This is a genomic window from Thioalkalicoccus limnaeus (genome assembly GCF_041197575.1).
In the GTDB taxonomy this organism is placed as follows: domain Bacteria; phylum Pseudomonadota; class Gammaproteobacteria; order Chromatiales; family Chromatiaceae; genus Thioalkalicoccus; species Thioalkalicoccus limnaeus.
In genome coordinates this window covers 1-19,143 of record NZ_JBDKXB010000041.1, presented here as the reverse complement: position 1 = coordinate 19,143, position 19,143 = coordinate 1, and the positions used below count along the sequence as shown (strand labels likewise).

The 19,143-nt window shown below is 65.7% G+C and carries 15 protein-coding genes; 9 read left to right on the top strand and 6 right to left on the bottom strand.

Annotation, left to right across the window (positions count from 1 at the left end; translation table 11 throughout):
• Nucleotides 1–295: 295 nt before the first annotated feature.
• The 5 genes from ABC977_RS17050 to ABC977_RS17030 form a co-directional block, all read right to left on the bottom strand.
• A complete protein-coding gene (locus tag ABC977_RS17050; RefSeq protein ID WP_369668480.1) occupies nt 296–5,413 on the bottom strand; it encodes a pilus assembly protein in 5,118 nt (1,705 codons plus the stop codon).
• A gap of 130 nt (nt 5,414–5,543) precedes the next feature.
• Complete coding sequence (locus ABC977_RS17045; protein WP_369668479.1) at nt 5,544–6,086, bottom strand: pilus assembly PilX family protein; 543 nt, start codon at nt 6,084–6,086, stop codon at nt 5,544–5,546.
• A complete protein-coding gene (locus ABC977_RS17040) occupies nt 6,083–7,012 on the bottom strand; it encodes a PilW family protein (protein ID WP_369668483.1) in 930 nt (309 codons plus the stop codon). The genes ABC977_RS17045 and ABC977_RS17040 overlap by 4 nt, the downstream gene beginning before the upstream one ends.
• Complete coding sequence (gene pilV / locus ABC977_RS17035; RefSeq protein WP_369668478.1) at nt 7,012–7,530, bottom strand: type IV pilus modification protein PilV; 519 nt, start codon at nt 7,528–7,530, stop codon at nt 7,012–7,014. The genes ABC977_RS17040 and pilV overlap by 1 nt, the downstream gene beginning before the upstream one ends.
• A gap of 6 nt (nt 7,531–7,536) precedes the next feature.
• Nucleotides 7,537–8,112, bottom strand: coding sequence for a GspH/FimT family pseudopilin (locus tag ABC977_RS17030; RefSeq protein ID WP_369668477.1), 576 nt, complete (start codon nt 8,110–8,112; stop codon nt 7,537–7,539).
• Nucleotides 8,113–8,431: 319 nt separating this feature from the next.
• Between ABC977_RS17030 and ruvB the strand changes: the two genes are divergently transcribed.
• A complete protein-coding gene (ruvB, locus tag ABC977_RS17025; RefSeq protein WP_369668476.1) occupies nt 8,432–9,511 on the top strand; it encodes a Holliday junction branch migration DNA helicase RuvB in 1,080 nt (359 codons plus the stop codon).
• 22 nt (nt 9,512–9,533) lie between these two features.
• On the opposite strand, the gene ABC977_RS17020 is transcribed toward ruvB, so the two are convergent.
• Complete coding sequence (locus ABC977_RS17020; protein WP_369668475.1) at nt 9,534–10,478, bottom strand: serine hydrolase; 945 nt, start codon at nt 10,476–10,478, stop codon at nt 9,534–9,536.
• A 508-nt stretch (nt 10,479–10,986) separates the two neighbouring features.
• Here ABC977_RS17020 and bioB point away from each other — a divergent pair.
• The 8 genes from bioB to bchB all read left to right on the top strand — a co-directional run.
• Nucleotides 10,987–11,988, top strand: coding sequence for a biotin synthase BioB (gene bioB, locus ABC977_RS17015; RefSeq protein WP_369668482.1), 1,002 nt, complete (start codon nt 10,987–10,989; stop codon nt 11,986–11,988).
• A gap of 25 nt (nt 11,989–12,013) precedes the next feature.
• Entirely contained in the window at nt 12,014–13,186 is a 1,173-nt protein-coding gene (bioF, locus tag ABC977_RS17010) for an 8-amino-7-oxononanoate synthase (protein ID WP_369668474.1), read from the top strand.
• The gene (bioH, locus tag ABC977_RS17005; RefSeq protein WP_369668473.1) at nt 13,183–13,971 is read left to right on the top strand and encodes a pimeloyl-ACP methyl ester esterase BioH; all 789 of its coding nucleotides are present in this window, start codon (nt 13,183–13,185) and stop codon (nt 13,969–13,971) included. The genes bioF and bioH overlap by 4 nt, the downstream gene beginning before the upstream one ends.
• Nucleotides 13,956–14,825, top strand: a complete 870-nt coding sequence (gene bioC / locus ABC977_RS17000; protein WP_369668472.1) for a malonyl-ACP O-methyltransferase BioC — start codon at nt 13,956–13,958, stop codon at nt 14,823–14,825. The genes bioH and bioC overlap by 16 nt, the downstream gene beginning before the upstream one ends.
• The gene (gene bioD, locus ABC977_RS16995) at nt 14,822–15,508 is read left to right on the top strand and encodes a dethiobiotin synthase (RefSeq protein ID WP_369668471.1); all 687 of its coding nucleotides are present in this window, start codon (nt 14,822–14,824) and stop codon (nt 15,506–15,508) included. The genes bioC and bioD overlap by 4 nt, the downstream gene beginning before the upstream one ends.
• A gap of 296 nt (nt 15,509–15,804) precedes the next feature.
• Entirely contained in the window at nt 15,805–16,317 is a 513-nt protein-coding gene (bchF, locus tag ABC977_RS16990; protein ID WP_369668470.1) for a 2-vinyl bacteriochlorophyllide hydratase, read from the top strand.
• Nucleotides 16,314–17,603: a ferredoxin:protochlorophyllide reductase (ATP-dependent) subunit N gene (locus ABC977_RS16985; protein WP_439849206.1), complete on the top strand. Its 1,290-nt coding sequence runs from the start codon at nt 16,314–16,316 to the stop codon at nt 17,601–17,603. Before bchF ends, ABC977_RS16985 begins: the two co-directional genes overlap by 4 nt.
• A 4-nt stretch (nt 17,604–17,607) precedes the next feature.
• On the top strand, nt 17,608–19,143 hold a 1,536-nt coding region (gene bchB / locus ABC977_RS16980; protein ID WP_369668469.1), incomplete at its 3' end, for a ferredoxin:protochlorophyllide reductase (ATP-dependent) subunit B.

The following is a 19,143-nucleotide window of genomic DNA, read 5'->3' as shown; positions in this document are numbered from 1 at the left end:
ACCCCGATCACCATCGCCATTGCCGTCATCAGCGGACGCCGGCAATAAACGGGGTCGGAGAGTAAGCCGGGGCCTTGCCGCCGTTTAGGCCGATGTTTGTTTTCTCTGTTTGCCGCCTGGTTTCCCGGCGGTGCCACACGATCTCGGCCATGCGATGGTTCCACATCTTATGTGCTGCAGCACATAAGATGTGTGAAAGTTGCAAGCGCGGTTCTTAGGCGGCGGGGTGACCGTAAGGTCACCATGCTACCCGACGCCTTAGCCCTGGTCCGGATTTCGGCTGCAATCGTTGCGATCAGCGCAATTGCTGCCAGGATTGGCGGCGATATAACTCATCTTCAGGCAGGAGTCCTATGCCGCCCGCGCCTGGGGTTGCGCCTTCGCCATCTCCACCAAAGCCATACTCGATGCCACGTCCAGGCGCAGGGATTACGGTCAAACGCTCGCCCCCGCCGAATCCGATACCGCTCGGTGGTACATCCTCGCCGTTGAGGCCAAGCATATCGTCTTCATCGAACTGCCCGTCTCTGTTGAGATCGAACACGGCGCCTTCGTAGCGCCCGCCGGTCAGCAGATCGAGGTCGTAGAGGAAGCCGTCACGCCCGCCGCTACATGGATCTTCGTTTGGGATCATAGTCGTGAATCGAATGCGCTGCCGCGTCATGCCTGTTGGGAAGGTCGCTTCGCTGATGACCCGCTCGCCGTCACCGGGGCTTTTGGCGCACCGGCCACCTGTCCCGGCGAGACAGAGGTCGAGGTACCAACCTCGCGGCTCAGGGCCACCTTCACCGAGTGGCTCGAACTCTCTCTTGGAGACGACCCGAAGCAGGTAGTCCTTCCCATCGATCGTCACCTCTTGTTCGGAATCGATACCTTGCTTTAGAAGCTCGCTGCGGCTGATCGGTAGAACTGAGGGGGCTTCACCGGCCTTGGTTCGTTTGTCACGCAATCCGTAGAGGGACTGGATTTGCCAGTCAGCCGCGTCAGGCACACGGAAAAAGCTGCCAGTTCCGAAGCCGACGATGAGAGTGTCATTGTCGCCCGCCGCTGACCCGATTGCCGGACGAACTGTGATCGGTTGCACCCCTCCGTCTGGATCGATGGCCGTGAAAAGCTTGGTCGCACTCCAGGTTCCTGAGCCATTGTCGAACCGCCACAAGTTGCCGAGCAAGTCACCGGCATAAACGCGGTTGGCGAACAGATCAAGCTGTGGCCAGTGGGTCCATTTAGGCGATGCGAGGCCATTCGGATTATTTCCATCGCCAGCGCCGGTATCGACCTTCGCGATTAGGCTTCCGTCACTGATGTCGACGACGAACAAAAAGGCCTTGCGGCTCGCTCCATTATAGCCGTTGCCGAAGATCGCAGCCCATTTGTGGCTATTTTCGCCGGTACGCACGCGGGCGATGGCCGGCTGCCCGACGTTGTAGCCTAGGTCCGGATCGGTAAATTCCCAAAGCAGGTTGTTGGCCGAGAAACTGGTAGGGGTCGTCACATCGAGCGCGAAGACGGAGCGGCCACCCGCACCCTGAGTGCCGACCAGCACCGTCTTCCAGGTGTTGTCTAGATAGACCTCTTCGACGACAGGCGTGCCATCGACGTAGTAGCGATGACTGACCAGTGTCTCGGTGTAGCCTGGATCCATCAGACGGCTCAGCGGTGAGAAGTTCTCGCCGGGTTCGGGATCGAGGAGCGCGCTCGGCACGAAGGCGAAAAGTTCGGCGCCGGTCTCGGCATTGAAAGCATGCAACATGCCATCGTTCGCACCAACGAAAAGAACGTTGGGTCGCTCACGGTAGGATGGTGCGCCGAGTAGCCGGCTCGGGCCGTTGTATAAACGGCCGATGAATTGCGGATCGGCGTTTACGATGTCGCCGAGCAACCGTGGTTGGCCGTCGCCGTCTGGCGGTTCGAGCGTACGGGATCGGAAGTCGTTGTGAGCCTCTTCATCGCCACGTAACCAATCCACACGTTGCGAACCCAGGTTGTCCTCGGAACCATCTGGCGAGTGGTTGAGAGCCATCTGTTGGGCGGGGCTCAATTGATTGAACTTAAACTCGACGGCGGTGCGCGTGACCAGATCGCCATCGATCTCTTTTTTGTATGTCAGAATATTGCGAGTGACCGAGCGCCCAGGGGCGCGCAGCCATTGCTCCGCGTTCCAACAGTTTGCGCAGTTAGTGGCGCTTAAGCTGCCATCGTCGTTGATCTCTCTCGCGATGAGCGTACCGGACCAGTCATCACTGCGAAATCCCGCCGTGTAGAGCAGCGTGTCGCTTTGCAGCACGGCGGAGCTTGCGGCCGCGGCGGTGCCGTATTGCTCGCCGAGCAGGGCGATCTGTCGGAATGCTTGCTCCAATTGTTGTTGAAGCTTGCCTGCGTTGGTGACGAGGAAATAGTTTGGTGAAGGCTGCCCTTCACGTAAGCCTTCGTTACCCTTGGAACCATACTTGGCCGCATACCAGAGAGGATTCTCAAGCACCGTAGCCACGCCGGATCCGGTGCTCGCTGTAAAGGTGCGGGTCGCGAACAAGGGCAAGGCCTCTGCGCACGCCGGCGGCGGCGACGTGACATCACAGGCGCCGGGTGCCAGCCCCGGTGGGGTGTCGAGGAAATAGGCCGGGTCGTCGGCCGCTTTTGTGTCCGTGTCGCGCACCTCGAGGTACACGCCGTCGGCTGTGGTTCCGGAGATCACGTAGCCAAGATGGTGGATGATGCCGCCCGCGGCATACTCCGAGGTCAGTTCGACCGTCAGGGTGTCGTCGTCGTTGACCCGAATGTCATAGATCACGATCGCGTCCATGTCATGATCGGCGCCCTGCTCAACGTCCTCGAAATTTACGCGGTACCTGATGAAGGGGCGCCCGTCGTTGATGCCGGAATCGCAATCCGAATCAGTCGCTGATGGACAAGCGGGGTCGGTGTTCGCGAAGCTCTCGACGAAGAAGTCGACGATCGTGTTGGTCGGCTGGAACTCGCCTTTGGTTGAACTGATTGACGAACCGCCGACGGACTTCGCAAAGGGCACGAGTGTCACCAGGTTGTCGCCGACCGGTATCTCGATCCGCGGCAGCGGGGAGGCGAGCGCGACGGCGAAGGTGTGGATGTTTTGCTTGCCTTGCAGATCGGCGCGAATGTCGTTCTCGTAGCCGAAACGGGCGATGCCGGCGGAGTAGTAGCCGCCCTGCTTGGTCGGCTCGGCGGGCGACAGGCCGCGGATATTGCCGAGTCCGGAGACCGTCTTCGCCGTCGGCGCCCCGTCGTAATCGCTGCCGACCTGGCCGATGAAATGGGGTCGCGATCCGGCGCCATGTTCGGCGGTCCAGATCGCGTTGGCCTCATTCGCGGCATTCAAGCCAGTGATATCGCCTGCGAAGCTGTGGAACGCGCTTCCAGGAACATACTGGGTATCGTACGAGGGGTTGACGTCGCTGATCACCAACTGAGCGGCCGGAGAACAATGCAAGACTGGTAGATCCTCGCGTTGGAAAGGATCCTTCCAGGCCGGCGCCGGGAGATCCATCGTCGAGGCGCCGACGTAGTCGCGCAGTGTGACACGCTCGTGGCCACCAACCAGGCCAGGCCGAAATTCCGAAGTCGGGGCAGCCTTGCCGGAGAAATAGCGCAGGCTCTCGTACATCATCTCGCCGATCGGGTTTCCCCAGTCCGGGAAGGCGGTGTTTGATTCGGACATGGGCCGGTTCGTCAGCCAGCCACCTTGATATTGATAATTCTGGTCCATGTTGAAGTCGACGATCCGGAAACGATCGATCGTTCGCACGATCCCGAGCACATCCTCCCGGAAAATCCCGGTCTGAAGGTCCACTTCATTCTTGAAGCTTTCGATATTCTTGCGCAGGGTTCCACCACGCATGTTGTATGCGTGCGTGAAGGATCCAGAGAGCAAGCCAAACAGCATCCTATCGGCTTCGCCATACTGCTGGAGGATGCCTGTCGGTTTCCGATTCTCATTCGGGTAGCGTTTGCAATGCGACTCCGGAAAACTTGGATCGCAGACGCGGACTCTGACCACATAATCGGTCATGCTGGAGCCGGGGACGTTTCGCTCGGTACTGAAGACCGTAATGACAGGAGCCGTGTTCGAAATCCCTTGTGGGCCTCTTAAGTCGGACGCGGGCACGACCCCCCAGTTGAAACTGGGGCGCTTCCAGAGCAGTTGGTAGCTGTCCCCTCCGGTGCGTTCCTCGTGGCGGAATTCAAAGCTGTGCCAGCCCTGGGTCAAGGTCACACGCCCGATCTGCGCGTTGGTCTCGTTTCCGATGGCACTCGCGATTTCTTCTGGTGTGCCCCCCTTGCGGCCATGTCCCCCGTACCAATAGGACACTACCTCGCCATTGACGCGGAACTCCACAGCGTCGTCGCCGTTCGTCGCGAATTGATAGTCACCTGTTACGGGCGCGAAAATCTGGCCGTTGATGATGGTCAGGTAATACTCGTGAGTACCGGTTCTGCACGGTGAGACAGGAAAAGGATTGTTGTTGGAACCCGTAGTATTGATCTGGCCGTTAGGGATGGGGCCCGAGCCGCAGCGCTGGCCATCAGTCCCCCAAGTGCTGATCAATGCCTGAAATTCTTCGGCATTGTTCGGATGGTTGTGCTGAATGGTCTGTGCCGCATAGGTGCAGCTTGCGGTATGGCTGCTGCCGTCCTGGCACGTGGTCCCCGCGACCGGTCGTTCTTTGGCGACCCAGTTCCAGATGCGGAAGCGCGAGTCGGTCAAGACGCGCATCAGCGGCTCCTTGTTGCCGCTTTTCAGTAGCGTCGTGTTCGCGAAGAGGTGCCGGGTGCCAGAGGCAGGAAGACCGAGTGGGGTGTAATGACGGATATCGTACCCGTCGTGCTCGATGCTTTTGTACTCTTTGCCCCAGGAGTGTGCGTCCTGGGGGATGTAGGCGCGTTCCAGAACGGTTAGTTCATTCGTGTCGACGATGCGCCGACCGCCGTAGAGCACCTTGCGCAGCGCGTCAATTCGGGAGGTCGTGATATAGTTCAGGAAGTCGCCACTCCAATTACCCGAGCATTTCTTGTCGTTCGCGGTGGCGACCGGCGAGAAGCGGTTGTCGTTGTAGCTATAACAGAGATTCGAATCGAAGTAGCCGAAGTAGTTGATCTCATCGGGCTTGTAGCCGACATCGAGCACCCCGTTGCCGGTCAGATCCGAGGCATCGTTATAGGCTTCGTAGTAGAGGGTATGATCCCGACCCATGATCAGCATCGTCAGCGGCGGGACGGCCTCGCCGACACCGATGAACAACGGGTAGTTGGCGATGTTGATCGGTTCGACTTGATCCGTCGCCATCGCGGCGGGTGCACCGGCCGTCACCGAGATAAGCAGACCGAGGAGCAGCGCGGCCGATTTTTCAAAGCGCTTCGTGGCAAGGTCCCGTTTCATGTTGCAAGCTCCTGGATGGGCGGGCCGGGGTTCGCTCCGGGAAGGTCTTGGGGGAACGGGGGAATTCGTCCCCTTTTGACGTTGCGCATAGTCCGAATCAAGGCTAAGGCCGACGGCTGTGCGGCCGATGTCATGGTAGGGCTAAGCTGGTTTGCAGGATCACAATGGCGCGGGCCGTTCCGCCTTCAGCATAACTGGTGATCGGAAACAGATTGAAAACGCCTCCTTCCGGATCTTCTGGTGCGATAAAAACTGGCCAAGGGTTGCCGACGTGGGCTGATGGGCCACGGGGGAGTTGCTGCGGATCCAACGCGAGTTCGGGCACCGTCGGGGCTGGACTATCGCCATCCCAGTCCGCGGGATTCGCCAGCCGGCCAGCTTCGAGTCCTGTGGTGCCGTTACCTTGTTCGAAAGTCTTGCGAATCTCTTCGCCGTTGCTCCACGCCTCGAGCTCGCCTTCCCGGAGGGCCGCCTCGGCGGCTTGGAAGGCCAGGTTCCGATCCCGGTGGTTGCCAGCCATCCGCTCCTGCAAGGTCGTCCCCTGCATCGCCGCTACACCGACTAAGGTCATCAGTAGCAGGAAGACCAGCGCGATGATCAGCACAGTGCCGCTTTGGCAGTGGCGCGAGGCGTGCGCGAGGAGGAAGAATCTGATCATCTTGAGACGCCTCAAGGTAGTCGATTGCGCAAGGCGATCGTTGTCGTGAAGACCTGGCGGAGTCGGGTGTCGGTTGGCGTTAGCGGATTGCCGCGCCACTCGATGTTTTGGGGATTGCCGGTCAGGTTGTCGTCGTCACTCGCTAGGAGAAGGCTTATCCGCATGCCGTCAACATTTTGCCAGTTCGTTACCGCGGTGGCCGGCACATAATCTGCGCCAAACAGATAGCGGACCTCCATGTCTTCGACACCTTCGATCATCTCCTGAGGAGCATTCGGCGCCTCGCGGCGCCAGAGTGCACGGGTTCCTCCGGCGCCGGTACGTACAAAATAGACCACCTCTCGGAAACGATACACTCGGGCTTCCGTTTCGACGTCAGGATTCGTTGGGTAGCTTCGAGAGAGCTGAGGATTGGGCGTGATCGACACCGAGCCGGTGATACTCTGCGCCGTGAAAATCTCGATTTGTCGACTGGCACAATCGACGATCGCGAGGCGGTGGCCCGGCGCGAAACCATCGGGGTTCGATGCGAGAGTAACCCTGTCGGTTGTCGTCGACTCACTGATCGGGACACCATTACCGGCTAGACGTCGCAGCGTAACGAGATCCGTTCCTGGGGTAGCTTCGAACGGTGGGTCTTTCTCGGGTACCGTTACCCCTTCGGCGAGAACCAAGTCATCACTACCTTCGACGTGCATGTTGTCTAGCCCGACACAGCCGGCGAACCCCGCCATCCGCGCGTCGCGCGCGATGGTTTCCAGCGCGAAGCGGCCATTCTCCTGGATCCGTGACAGGGCCTCCTCGAAGCGGTAGGTTTGGCGCGTGCCCGCAAAGATTTGCAGGATGCCGGCGGTCAGGAAGAGGCCGACGAACAGCGCGACCATGATCTCTACCAGGGAGAGGCCTCGTTGGCGGCGGCGTCCAGCGGTGTTTCGCGTCATCATAGTCTGGTCCGGAAGACGAATGCGGTGGTCGTGGTTGCCGTCTCGGGTTCTTCAATTTCCGTGTCCTCCCCGTCTGTGCCTTCGCCCTCTGACTCCTCCGCATTCGGAGTCTGATCCCGCGTGCTATCCCAGCGGACGGTCACGGTCGCGAAGCCGTCATTGTCCACGTCGACTACTCCTTCCCCGGCCGGCAGGACCGCGGCCACGCGCGCACACCACCTATTGAGATCGACTGTGGCCAGGTCAGTGCCGTTTCGAGCTGCGCAGTTCGTGGTGTCGTAATCCCCGGCTAGCGCCCGGGCGCGATTGGCCCGCATCGCGTCGGTGATCTCGTAGGCGAGGTTGGTCGCCTGGGTGCGCACGAGCGAGCCGTGGTTGTATTGCATCGAGACGGCCATCAGGCTTGCGAGGCCGAGCAGGCCGATCGCGAGCACGAGGACCGCGATCAAGACCTCGATCAGCGTGAAGCCGCGTTGGCGGGGGGGCGCGGCGGCGATGGGGTGGGGACGCGACATCGCGGTTCAGCTCCCGTTCGTGCAGGCGGTCTTTTCCGCCCGCGCATGGCCGGTTGGACTGACGGTGATGGTGCGGGCCTGGTTGCCGCTACAGTTCTTGATCTTGTGACTGAAGCTGCCGCTGGCGACCGCCTCGCCGCTGCCACGGAAGCTGACCAGTTTCGGGCCGGTGAAGCTTTCGATGCCGGCCAGCGCCGGCCAGACCCGGACGACTTCCAGGGGGTTGGTCCCGTCGACGAAGAGGATCCAGCCGGTCGACCAGTCGGTTGCGTCCGCACAGGTCGCCTGATCGGTCGACGGGCACACGGACACGATCGCGCCGCGCCGGACCGCCTCGCTGCGGGCGAGGCTCAAGGCCGCGAGCAGGTCGTTGGTCTGGGTGGCCGCGCGGTTGTTCTGCATCGCCTCGCGGAAGCTCGGGACGCCAAGCGTGGTCAGGATGGCGACCAGCGCGACCGTGATCATCAGTTCGAGCAGCGTGAAACCCCGCACCCGGTACCGGGTCCGAAAAGACCCGGTCATGAGCCGGCGGGCGCGGCCGGCCGCGCCCGCCGGGTCGCGGGTCGCTGTGACGATGGACATCGAAGTCTGCTCTGCGGCCGATGGAGTCAGAAGGAAAAACCGTAGTAATGATAGTCGATCGGGGCGGCCGGGAAGCGGACCTTTGTCGCAAAAGGGGTGCCATCCGTCCGGGATTCGTGCCGATTGGTGCCGTCCACCGAACGCCTCGGCGCCAGGGGACCGGCGCCCGACCCGGCCGCCGGATCCCGCGCGGGCGGTCTGGCCCGACGCGGCGGCCTGGACCATAATCGCGCTGTGCGGCCGGCCGCTGGTTTCGTCGGCCGGCATCGCGAAACCAGCAGCAAGGGGTTGCCATGCTTGATTCGATCCGCGTAACTCGATGGCCGTTCGACCGGCCGTGAAGGAGGCTGCGCGTCTGATCGGCCCGGAGGCCGCGAGCGACGACCAGGCGGTCGACCGCGCGATCCGGCCGCGGCGGCTCGCCGATTATGTCGGTCAGCCGGCGGTGTGCGAGCAGATGGAGATCTTCATCGGCGCCGCGCGTGGTCGCGGCGAAGCGCTCGACCATCTGCTGATCTTCGGGCCGCCCGGGCTCGGCAAGACGACGCTGGCCCATATCGTCGCGCACGAGATGGGCGTGAACCTGCGCCAGACCTCGGGGCCGGTGCTCGAGAAGCCCGGCGATCTCGCGGCCCTGCTGACGAACCTGGACCCGGGCGACGTGCTCTTCGTCGACGAGATCCACCGGCTGAGCCCGGTCGTCGAGGAGGTGCTGTATCCGGCGCTCGAGGACTTCCAGCTCGACATCATGATCGGCGAGGGGCCGGCGGCTCGCTCGATCAAGCTCGATCTGCCGCCGTTCACGCTGGTCGGCGCGACGACCCGGGCTGGGCTTCTGACCTCGCCCTTGCGCGACCGGTTCGGTATCGTCCAGCGGCTGGAGTATTACGCGGTCGAGGACCTGGCGCGGATCGTCGCGCGCTCGGCGGCGATCCTCGGCATCCCGACCGAGACCGAGGGCGCGGCCGAGATCGCGCGCCGCTCGCGCGGCACGCCGCGGATCGCGAACCGGCTGCTGCGGCGCGTGCGCGACTATGCGCAGGTCAAGGCCGACGGGCGCATCAGTGCAACGGTGGCCGATCGGGCACTGCGTCTGCTCAAGGTCGATGGGCTCGGCTTCGATCACATGGACCGGCGGTTGCTTCAGGCGGTCATCGAGAAGTTCGACGGCGGGCCGGTCGGGGTCGAGAGCCTGGCCGCGGCGATCGGCGAGGAGCGCGGTACCATCGAGGATGTGCTGGAGCCCTATCTGATCCAGCAGGGTTTTCTGATGCGCACGCCGCGTGGGCGGGTTGCGACACCGGCCGCCTATGGCCATTTCGGGTTGGTGCCGCCGGCGGGCCGTGTCGAGCCGCTGGTGACCATGGACCTGTTCGCGGCGCGCGACAGCGACGGATGAGGCGCGCCGCGATCGGTCGGGGTCAGGCGAGGCGGTGTTGCTCCCGCAGCGACTGATAGACGAGGTCCGAGACGCCACGGATCACGTTCGCCCGCGACGTGATCCAGGTCCCGTACGAATTGGTGCGGTTGGCCTTCTCGATGATGCCGATGAAGGTGTATGGGAAGCGGCGGCCGTTGCGGTCATGGGCATCGATGATGCCCATATTGCCGCACAGGCGCGCTGTCGAGCCGGTCTTGTGATAGACCCGTACCGTGTTCGGGATGCTCGCGACACTGCGCGCGATCCGGTCGCGGTTCGGCAGCGACATCAGGTTGCGCAGTTCGGAGGCGTAGGGCAGGCGGTCGTTCCAGAGGGCGAAGAGGAAGCGACTGTAATCGCGTGCCGAGGCCATGTTCCGGTAGGTGCGCCCACCGGCCGGGATCGTCTCGACGATGCTCGTTTGCTGAAAGATCCCGGGGGCGTGGCGCTTGAGGATGCGGTCGACGTCCTGCGGGCCGCGTCCGCCGGTGTGGCGGCTGACCAGGTCCATGATCTGATTCGTCGCCGGATTGCTGCTGTAGCGGATCATCCGCTCCATCGTCGCGCGGACTTCGCCGGTATAGCGGACCTTTCCGCCGGATTCCTCGACGACATAGAAGAAGGCCAGCGCGACGAACGGCTTCATCATGCTCGCCGCTTGCATCGGGACCTCTTCGTTGATCGCAACCAGTTTCTGACGCCGTGTGAAGTCGTAGACGGACCAGGCGGTGCGTTCGTCGGAGGCGATCTGCCCCTGACGGCGCAGCCGCTGGATATGGCTGTTGACCTGCGTTTGCAGACTACTCGTCTGGGCCAGCGCCGGCGAGACCGGGACGGCGCACACGAGACCGATGGTCGCCAGCGTCGTCAGGAATTCGCGCCGTGTCGGCAGGTGTTCGGCGCCGGTGATGGCGGTGTCTTGGGTCGGTTCGTTCGGCGCTCGCATCTTGTGTAACCCCTCCATCCCCGGTGGCAGGAAATTGTTGTCCCCGTCTGGACCGTCGGTCCTTGAATAGAGCGCCGAAGCGAGCCTGGTGACGGGCGCCGCCGCCCGTCGATGCCGGTCGGAGTGGAGCCCTGGTTGATCTGGCGCGGCAGGCGATGACCGGCATGGAGCCGGAGACCGAGGCGGTCGAGTTCGTAGGCAAGTCTAGGTGGCGGGATTCCCTTTGGCAAGATGTGGAGTGTGAAATCGGCACCAATGTCAAGCGGCTAACCGCGGTTCCTTGAAAGGGGCTCATCATCGGGCTGGCGGCGCTGGCGCGGCTTGGCCTTGCGAGATGGGGGCGGGATGCGCTGCGCTTTCCTGCCCTACGCGGGTTGGTCGCGGGGGGGTCGCTGTCAACCAGATCGGCGTCCGTAGGTTGACAGCGGTCGGGATGCGGTTAGCATGGGCGGCTTCGAGGGCCGGGGGGCTTGGCCCCGGCCGGTCTGCCCGGAGTCAACCCATGTCTTTGTCCGCGATTCGCCATGATTGGTCCGTCGACGAGGTCGAGGCGCTGCTCGAGCAGCCCTTCAACGACCTGATGTTCCGCGCCCAGTCGGTCCATCGTGTCCATTTCGACCCGAATCAAATCCAGGTCAGTGCGCTGCTCAGCGTCAAGACCGGGGCCTGTCCCGAGGATTGCGGCTATTGCGGGCAGAGCGCGCATCATACGACCGACATCGCGCCCGAGCGGCTGCTCCAGGTCGGCGACGTGGTCGCGGCGGCGCGCGCGGCGCAGGCCGATGGGGCGACGCGTTTTTGCATGGGCGCAGCCTGGCGCCATCCGACCGACCGCAATCTGGACCGGGTGATCGCGATGGTCGAGGCGGTCCATGCGCTGGGCATGGAGACCTGTGTGACGCTCGGCATGTTGACCGGCGCGCAGGCCGAGCGGCTGAAGGCCGCCGGGCTCGACTTCTACAATCACAATCTCGACACCTCGCCCGAGTTCTACGGCCAGGTCATCACGACCCGCACCTACCAGGACCGGCTCGAGACGCTCGCGCATGTGCAGCGGGTCGGGCTCAAGGTCTGTAGCGGCGGTATCCTGGGTCTCGGCGAGTCACGCCGCGATCGGGCCTCGCTCTTGTGCCAGTTGGCGACCCTGCCGCGTCATCCGGAGTCGGTGCCGATCAACCTGCTGGTGCAGATCGAGGGCACGCCGCTGCACGGCACGGCCGACCTCGATCCGTTCGAGTTCGTCCGTACCCTTGCGGTCGCTCGGATCCTGATGCCGGCCTCGCATCTGCGCCTGTCGGCGGGTCGTCAGCGTCTGAGCGACGAGGCCCAGGCCCTGTGCTATCTGGCCGGGGCGAACTCGATCTTCTTCGGCGAACGGCTGCTGACGACGGCGAACGCCGCGACCGAGCGCGATCGGCGGCTGTTCGATCGGCTCGGTTTGCGCTTTGCGACCGTCGACGTCGGCGAACGCGCGGTACCCGGGCCCTGCACTCACTCGGCCGTGGCCTAGCCTCGGGCGGCGGAGCGCGGGAGCGATGGACTGGGTGGCCAGTGCGGAGCTGAGGTCTGAACTCGCGCGTCTCGCGCAGGCCGGCCGCTACCGGGCGCGGCGCGTCGTCGAGGGTCCGCAGGGGCCGTTGGTGTGCGTCGCCGGCCGCCAGCTGCTGAACTTCAGCAGCAACGACTACCTGGGGTTGGCCAACCACCCGGAGCTGGTCGCGGCGCTCGGCCGGGCCGCCGGCCGCTGGGGCGTCGGCAGCGGCGCGGCCCATCTGATCACCGGGCACAGCGGTGCCCATCAGGCCCTCGAGGAGGCCCTGGCCGCGTTCACCGGCCAGCCGCGCGCGCTGCTGTTCTCGACCGGTTACATGGCCAACCTCGGCGTGATCTCGGCGTTGGCCGGGCGTGGCGACAATGTCTGGGAAGACCGGCTCAACCATGCGTCGCTGATCGATGGCGCCCTCTTGTCCCGGGCCCGACTGCGCCGCTATCGGCACCTCGATGCCGCCGATCTGGCCGGCCGGCTTGGCGTCGACCGGGCGCGGCTGATCGCGACCGACGGCGTCTTCAGCATGGATGGGGACCTGGCGCCGCTTCCGGCGCTCGCCGAGGTCGCGGACCGTGCCGGGGTCTGGCTGCTGGTCGATGACGCCCATGGGCTCGGCGTGCTCGGCGCGCACGGGCGCGGCAGTTTCGAGCATTGGGGGCTCGCGCCGCGTCCCGACCGGATCCTGATGGCGACCCTGGGCAAGGCGCTCGGGACCTTCGGGGCCTTCGTCGCCGGCTCCGAGGAGCTGATCGAGACCCTGATCCAACGCTCGCGCACTTATGTCTACACGACGGCCACGCCGCCGGCGCTCGCCGAGGCCACCCGTGTCGCGCTGGCGATCGCCGAGCGCGAGGATTGGCGCCGCACGCATCTGCACGCGCTGATCGCCCGCTTTCGGGCCGGTGCGGCGCAACTGGGCCTGCCGCTGGCCGCCTCGACGACACCGATCCAACCGCTGATCGCCGGTTCGGCGCCGCGTGCGCTGGCCTTGAGCCGGCATCTGGAGCGGGCCGGTCTATTGGTCGCGGCGATCCGGCCGCCGACGGTCCCCGAGGGCCAGGCACGCCTGCGGATCACATTGTCGGCGGCCCATGACGAGGCCGCCGTCGATCGGTTGCTCGAGGCGCTCGGCAGCTGGTCCGGAGACGAGGAAACATGACACTCGCGGTCGAGGTCACCGGTGGCGGCCCGGATCTGGTGCTGATCCACGGCTGGGGCATGAACAATGGCGTCTGGGCGGGGCTTCCGGCCCCGCTCGAGGGCCATTGGCGTCAGCACCGGATTGCGCTGCCGGGTCATGGTGGCAGTCGATTCGATCCGGCTTGGCGCGATCTCGACGCCTGGGCCGAGGCCTGTCTCGCGACGGCCCCACCGCGTGCCGTGTGGCTCGGCTGGTCGCTCGGCGGCCTGGTCGCGCTGGCCGCGGCGGGGCTGGCGCCAGAGCGGGTCGCGGGCCTGGTGCTGGTCACGGCGACGCCGCGTTTCACGCGTGGCGAGGACTGGCCGTCGGCGATGCCGGTCGGCACCCTCGATCAGTTTCAGGCCAATCTCTTGACCGACCCCGTCGGTACGCTCGAGCGTTTTCTCGCGTTGCAGGTCCGCGCCAGCGATCAGGCACGGGCCACGCTGCGGCATCTACGCGCCGCGGTCGGTGGCTATCCGCCGCCACAGCCCGAGGCGCTCGAGGTTGGGCTTGCGCTGTTGCGCGGCAGCGACCTGCGCGAGACCCTGCCGCGCCTGCCCGGCCCGTCGCTGTGGCTGTTCGGCGAGCGCGACACGCTGGTACCGGCAGCGCTGGCTCCGTCGATCCCGCGGCTGTGGCCGAGCGCGCGGGTCGCGCATGTGCCCGGTGCTGGTCACGCGCCCTTTCTGTCGCACCCGCGCGAGTCGGCGGCCGCCGTCGCGCCTTTTCTGCACGAGGTGGATGCGTGTCGCTCGCACTGATCGACAAGGCCGCGGCGCGGCGGGCCTTCACGCGCGCGGCGCCGGCCTACGACGGCGTGGCCCTGTTGCAGCAGGAGATCGAACAGCGGCTGTTGGCGCGGCTCGACTACATTCGGCTCGACCCGCGGCTGGTGCTCGACCTGGGCGCCGGGACCGGTCACGCGGTCGACGGCTTGCAGCGACGGTTTCGGCGTGCGCCGGTGCTCGCGCTCGACTTCGCCGAGTCCATGCTGCATCAGGCCCGGCGCCGCGGCCGTTGGGGGCGCCGGCCCTTGTGTCTGTGCGCCGATGCCGAGCGGTTGCCGCTCGCCGACGGCTGTGTCGACCTGATCTTCTCCAACGCGATGTTCCAGTGGTGCAACGATTTGGAGCGGACCTTCGGCGAATGCCTGCGCGTGTTGCGTCCGGGCGGTGCGCTGCTGTTCTCGACCTTCGGGCCGGATACCCTGAAGGAGTTGCGCGCGGCCTGGGCGGCCGTCGACGGTGAGACTCACGTCAGCGGCTTCCTGGACATGCACGATATCGGCGATGCGTTGGTCCGCGCGCGCTTCGCCGACCCGGTCATGGATGTCGATCGGTTGACGGTCACCTACGATCGGGTGCGCGATCTGATGCGCGACCTGAAGCAGCTCGGCGCGCACAATGCCGCCGTCGATCGGCCGCGCGGCCTGACCGGGCGGCGGCGGCTCGCCGCGGTCGAGGCGGCCTACGAGCGGGAACGGCGCGAGGGGCGCTTGCCGGCGACCTACGAGGTCGTCTACGGCCTGGCCTGGGTTGGGCAGCAGAAACCGGTTGATGGCGGTGTCGCGATCCCGCTCGAGGGCCTGCGGTTCGGGCGCGGTGGCCGGCGATGACCGGCCTCTTCGTGACCGGGACCGATACCGGGTGCGGCAAGACCGAGATCGCGTTGGCGCTGATGGCCGCGATGCAGGCCCATGGCCGGGTCGTGCTCGGTATGAAGCCGGTCGCCTCGGGGTGTGAGCCGACGCCCGATGGGCTGCGCAACCCCGATGCCTGCCGCCTGCGGGAGCAGGGCAGTTGCGCGTCGCCCTATCGGTTCGTGAACCCCTATGCGTTCGGCCCGCCGATCGCGCCGCACCTGGCGGCCGCACAGGTCGGATGCCGGATCGATCTGGCGGTGATCGAGGCGGCCTACGCGGAGCTGGCCAATGCGGCCGAGCGCGTCATCGTCGAAGGGGTCGGCGGTTGGCGGGTCCCGCTCGGGCCGAATCTGGCCGTCGGCGATCTGCCGCGGGCGCTCGGATTGCCGGTGGTGCTGGTCGTGGGTCTGCGCCTCGGCTGTCTGAACCACGGTCTGTTGACGGCCGAGGCGATCGTCGCCGACGGCCTGCACCTGGCCGGCTGGATCGGCAATCAGGTCGACCCGGATATGGACGCGCTCGCTGGCAACGTCGCGACCTTGACCGAGCGGATCCCGGCACCCTGCCTGGGGCTCGTCCCTTGGTGTGCCACGCCGTCGCCGGTCGCGTGGGCCGAGTTCGTCGCGGACGGGCTAAGTGCGCATCGATTGATCTGACGCAAGGAACCGCGATGGTGGGGATGGCTATCCTTTGGGGCCTGCCACGAGACCGTTCCGCCAGGATCGGCCGCCTGCAAGTGGCCTGGTCGCGACCCCTGAAACGGTCCGCGGCCGACGGTCACGCCATGTCGAGAGACCGACGCCCAGCTCGGTCGGCGCCGAAAAAACCCCTTAACAACAATGGTTTGGAGCGGCCCGTCAACCGCTGTTTACGTTAACTTTGGTTGACATGGGTGGGTAACCGGTCTAGAGTCGCCCTACGCGAAATCACGCAGCGATACCGAGAGCCGCCGATGCCACGCCGGGCCCAGCCCATGTCGTACGAGCCCCTCTACACGCCCGAAGAACGCCGGCGGCGGGACACCTCGCCTTGGACCCTCGTTCAGGGGATCCTGGCGCCATTGCAGTTCCTCGTCTTCCTGGTCAGTCTCGTGCTGGTCGTACGCTACCTCGGCACGGGCGAGGGGTTCGTCGTCGCGACCATCTCGGTCGTCGTCAAGACCCTGATCCTCTATACCATCATGGTCACCGGGGCCATCTGGGAAAAAGAGGTCTTCGGCGTCTACCTGTTCGCGCGGCCCTTCTTCTGGGAAGACGTGTTCAGCATGCTCGTGATCGCGCTGCACACGGCCTATCTGGTCGCGCTGTTCGTCGGTGCCGACCCGCTGACCCAGATGTACATCGCGCTGGCGGCTTATTTCACCTATGTGATCAATGCGACGCAATTCCTGTTGAAGCTGCGCGCGGCGCGGCTGCAACAGCAAGCCGAGGCGGCCGCCGTCGGGAAGCTGGAGGTCGCTGAGTGACGGCGTCGGAGCGGGCTACCGCGACCCCCGGGCCCTGCGCGTCCGTCCCGCGGTCGGTGCTGCAGGAGCATGGCCAGCGCGAGGTCTTCTGTGGGCTCGCGGCGATCGTCTGGCTCCACCGCAAGATCCAGGATGCCTTCTTCCTGGTCGTCGGCTCGCGCACCTGCGCGCACCTGATCCAGTCGGCGGCCGGCGTCATGATCTTCGCCGAACCGCGGTTCGCGACCGCGATCCTCGATGAACGCGACCTGGCCGGCCTCGCCGACTGTCATGACGAGCTCGATCGGGTCGTCGCGCAGCTCCTCGCGCGGCGGCCGGATATCGGGACCCTGTTCCTGGTCGGCTCCTGTCCGTCGGAGGTGTTGCGGCTCGATCTCGACAAGGCCGCCGAACGCCTCAGCGCGGCCCATCAGGGCCGGGTGCGGGTACTGAGCTTCTCCGGGAGCGGGCTCGATACGACCTTCACGCAAGGCGAGGACACCTGTCTCGAGGCCTTGGTCGCGAACCTGCCGGCCGCGCCGGCCGACGACTCGGCCTGGCTGGTCGTCGGTACGCTGGCCGAGACGATCGAGGATCAGTTCGCGCGGCTGTTCGCCGAGCTCGGCATCGGCCCGGTGCGTTTCCTGCCGCCGCGCCGCGCTGCCGATCTGCCGCCGGTGGGGCCGAGGACCCGCTTCCTGCTGGCCCAGCCCTACCTCGGTGCCACTGCGCGTGCGCTGATCGCGCGCGGCGCGACGCACGTGCCGGCCCTGTTTCCGCTCGGGATCGAGGGGACCCGCGAGTGGCTGCGGGCCGCCGCGGTTGCCGCGGGGGTCGACATGGATCGATTCGAACGCGTGATCGCGGCGCCGGTCGCCCGCGCCGAGCAGGGGCTGGCGCGCTACCGCGACTGGCTGGCCGGCAAACGGATCAGCTTCCTGCCGGATTCGCAACTGGAGATCCCGGTCGCGCGGTTCCTGTCGCGCGAGTGCGGCATGGAGCCGATCGAGATCGGGGTGCCCTATCTGGATCGGCAGGCGATGGCCGGGGAGCTGCCACTGGTCCCGGATCGCGTGCGCCTGGTCGAGGGGCAGGATCTGGACACTCAGCTCGATCGGGTGCGCGCGGCGCGGCCCGACCTGACCGTCTGCGGTTTGGGGCTGGCCAATCCGCTCGAGGCCGAGGGCTTGCGCACCAAATGGTCGATCGAACTCGTCTTCACGCCGATCCAGGGCTTCGATCAGGTCGGCGATCTCGCCGAGCTGTTCGCACGGCCGCTGATTCGGCAGGCGCGGCTGGTGGCCTGACGCGATGCGGTTGACGGTCTGGTCATACGAAGGCCCGCCGCACGTCGGCGCGATCCGCGTCGCGGCGTCGATGACCGGCGTGCATTGCGTGCTGCACGCCCCGGCGGGCGACACCTACGCCGACCTGCTGTTCACGATGATCGAACGGCGCGCGTCGCGCCCGCCGGTCACCTATACGACCTTTCAGGCGCGAGACCTGGGTGGCGATACGGCCGAATTGTTCAAGAAGGCGATGCGTGAGGCCTGCGAACGCTTCCAGCCGCGCGCGCTGCTGATCGGCGAGACCTGTACCGCGGAGCTGGTGCAGGATCAGCCCGGTGCGTTGGCGCAGGGGATGGGCTTGCCGGTCCCGGTCGTGCCCTTGGAGCTCTCGGCCTATACGCGCAAGGAGAACTGGGGCGCCAGCGAGGCCTTCTACGGTCTGGTCCGAACCCTGCTCAAGGGGCGGGTGCCGGCGCCGGGGGCGCAGCGGGCGCCGCGCCCGGCCGATCAGCGGCCGCGGGCCAACTTGCTCGGTGCGACCGCGTTGGGTTTTCGCTGCCGCGACGATGTCGTCGAGGTCAGTCGGCTGCTCGACGCGATCGGCGTCGAGGTCAATGTGATCGCGCCGCTCGGTGCCTCGCCGGAGGATCTGCTCAGGTTGCCGCAGGCCGATTTCAACGTCTGCCTCTACCCGGAGGTCGCGGAGCTGACCTGCGGCTGGCTCGAGCGTCAGTTCAAGCAGCCGACGGTCCGGACGGTGCCACTTGGGGTTACCGGCACCCGTGCCTTCCTGCGCGAGGTCGCGGCGGTGGCGGGGCTCGACATCGACGTCGAACAGGTCGGCCCAGCGTCGCGGTCGACCTGGTATTCGCGCTCCGTCGATTCGACCTACCTGACCGGCAAGCGGGTCTTCATCTTCGCCGATGCGACGCACGCCCTCGCGGCGACGCGCATCGCCCAGGACGAGCTCGGCTTCACGGTCGTCGGCCTCGGCACCTACAGCCGGGAGTTCGCGCGCGATGTCCGCGAGCGGGCCCAGGCCCTCGGCGTCGAGGCCCTGATCACCGACGACTATCTCGAGGTCGAGGCCCGCGTCGCCGAACTCCAGCCGGAACTGGTGCTCGGCACGCAGATGGAACGGCACATCGCGAAGCGGCTCGGGATCCCGTGCGCGGTGATCTCGGCGCCGGTCCATGTCCAGGACTTTCCGGCCCGCTACGCGCCCCAGATGGGCTTCGAAGGGGCCAATGTCATCTTCGATACCTGGGTACATCCGTTGATGATGGGGCTCGAGGAGCACCTGATCACGATGTTCCGGGAAGACTTCGAGTTCCACGACACAGCAACGGCTCCCCAGCATGCCGAGCCGCCGACTCGACCGCAGGCCGTCGCGCCAGCGGTCGACGCCGAGGGCGGCGAGGCCGAGGCGGCAGACGTAGAACCGGTCTGGACGCCGGACGCCGAGCGCGAGCTGGGGAAGATTCCATTCTTTGTGCGCGGCAAGGCGCGTCGCAACACGGAGCGTTATGCGCGGACGCGGGGCGTCGCGACCATCACG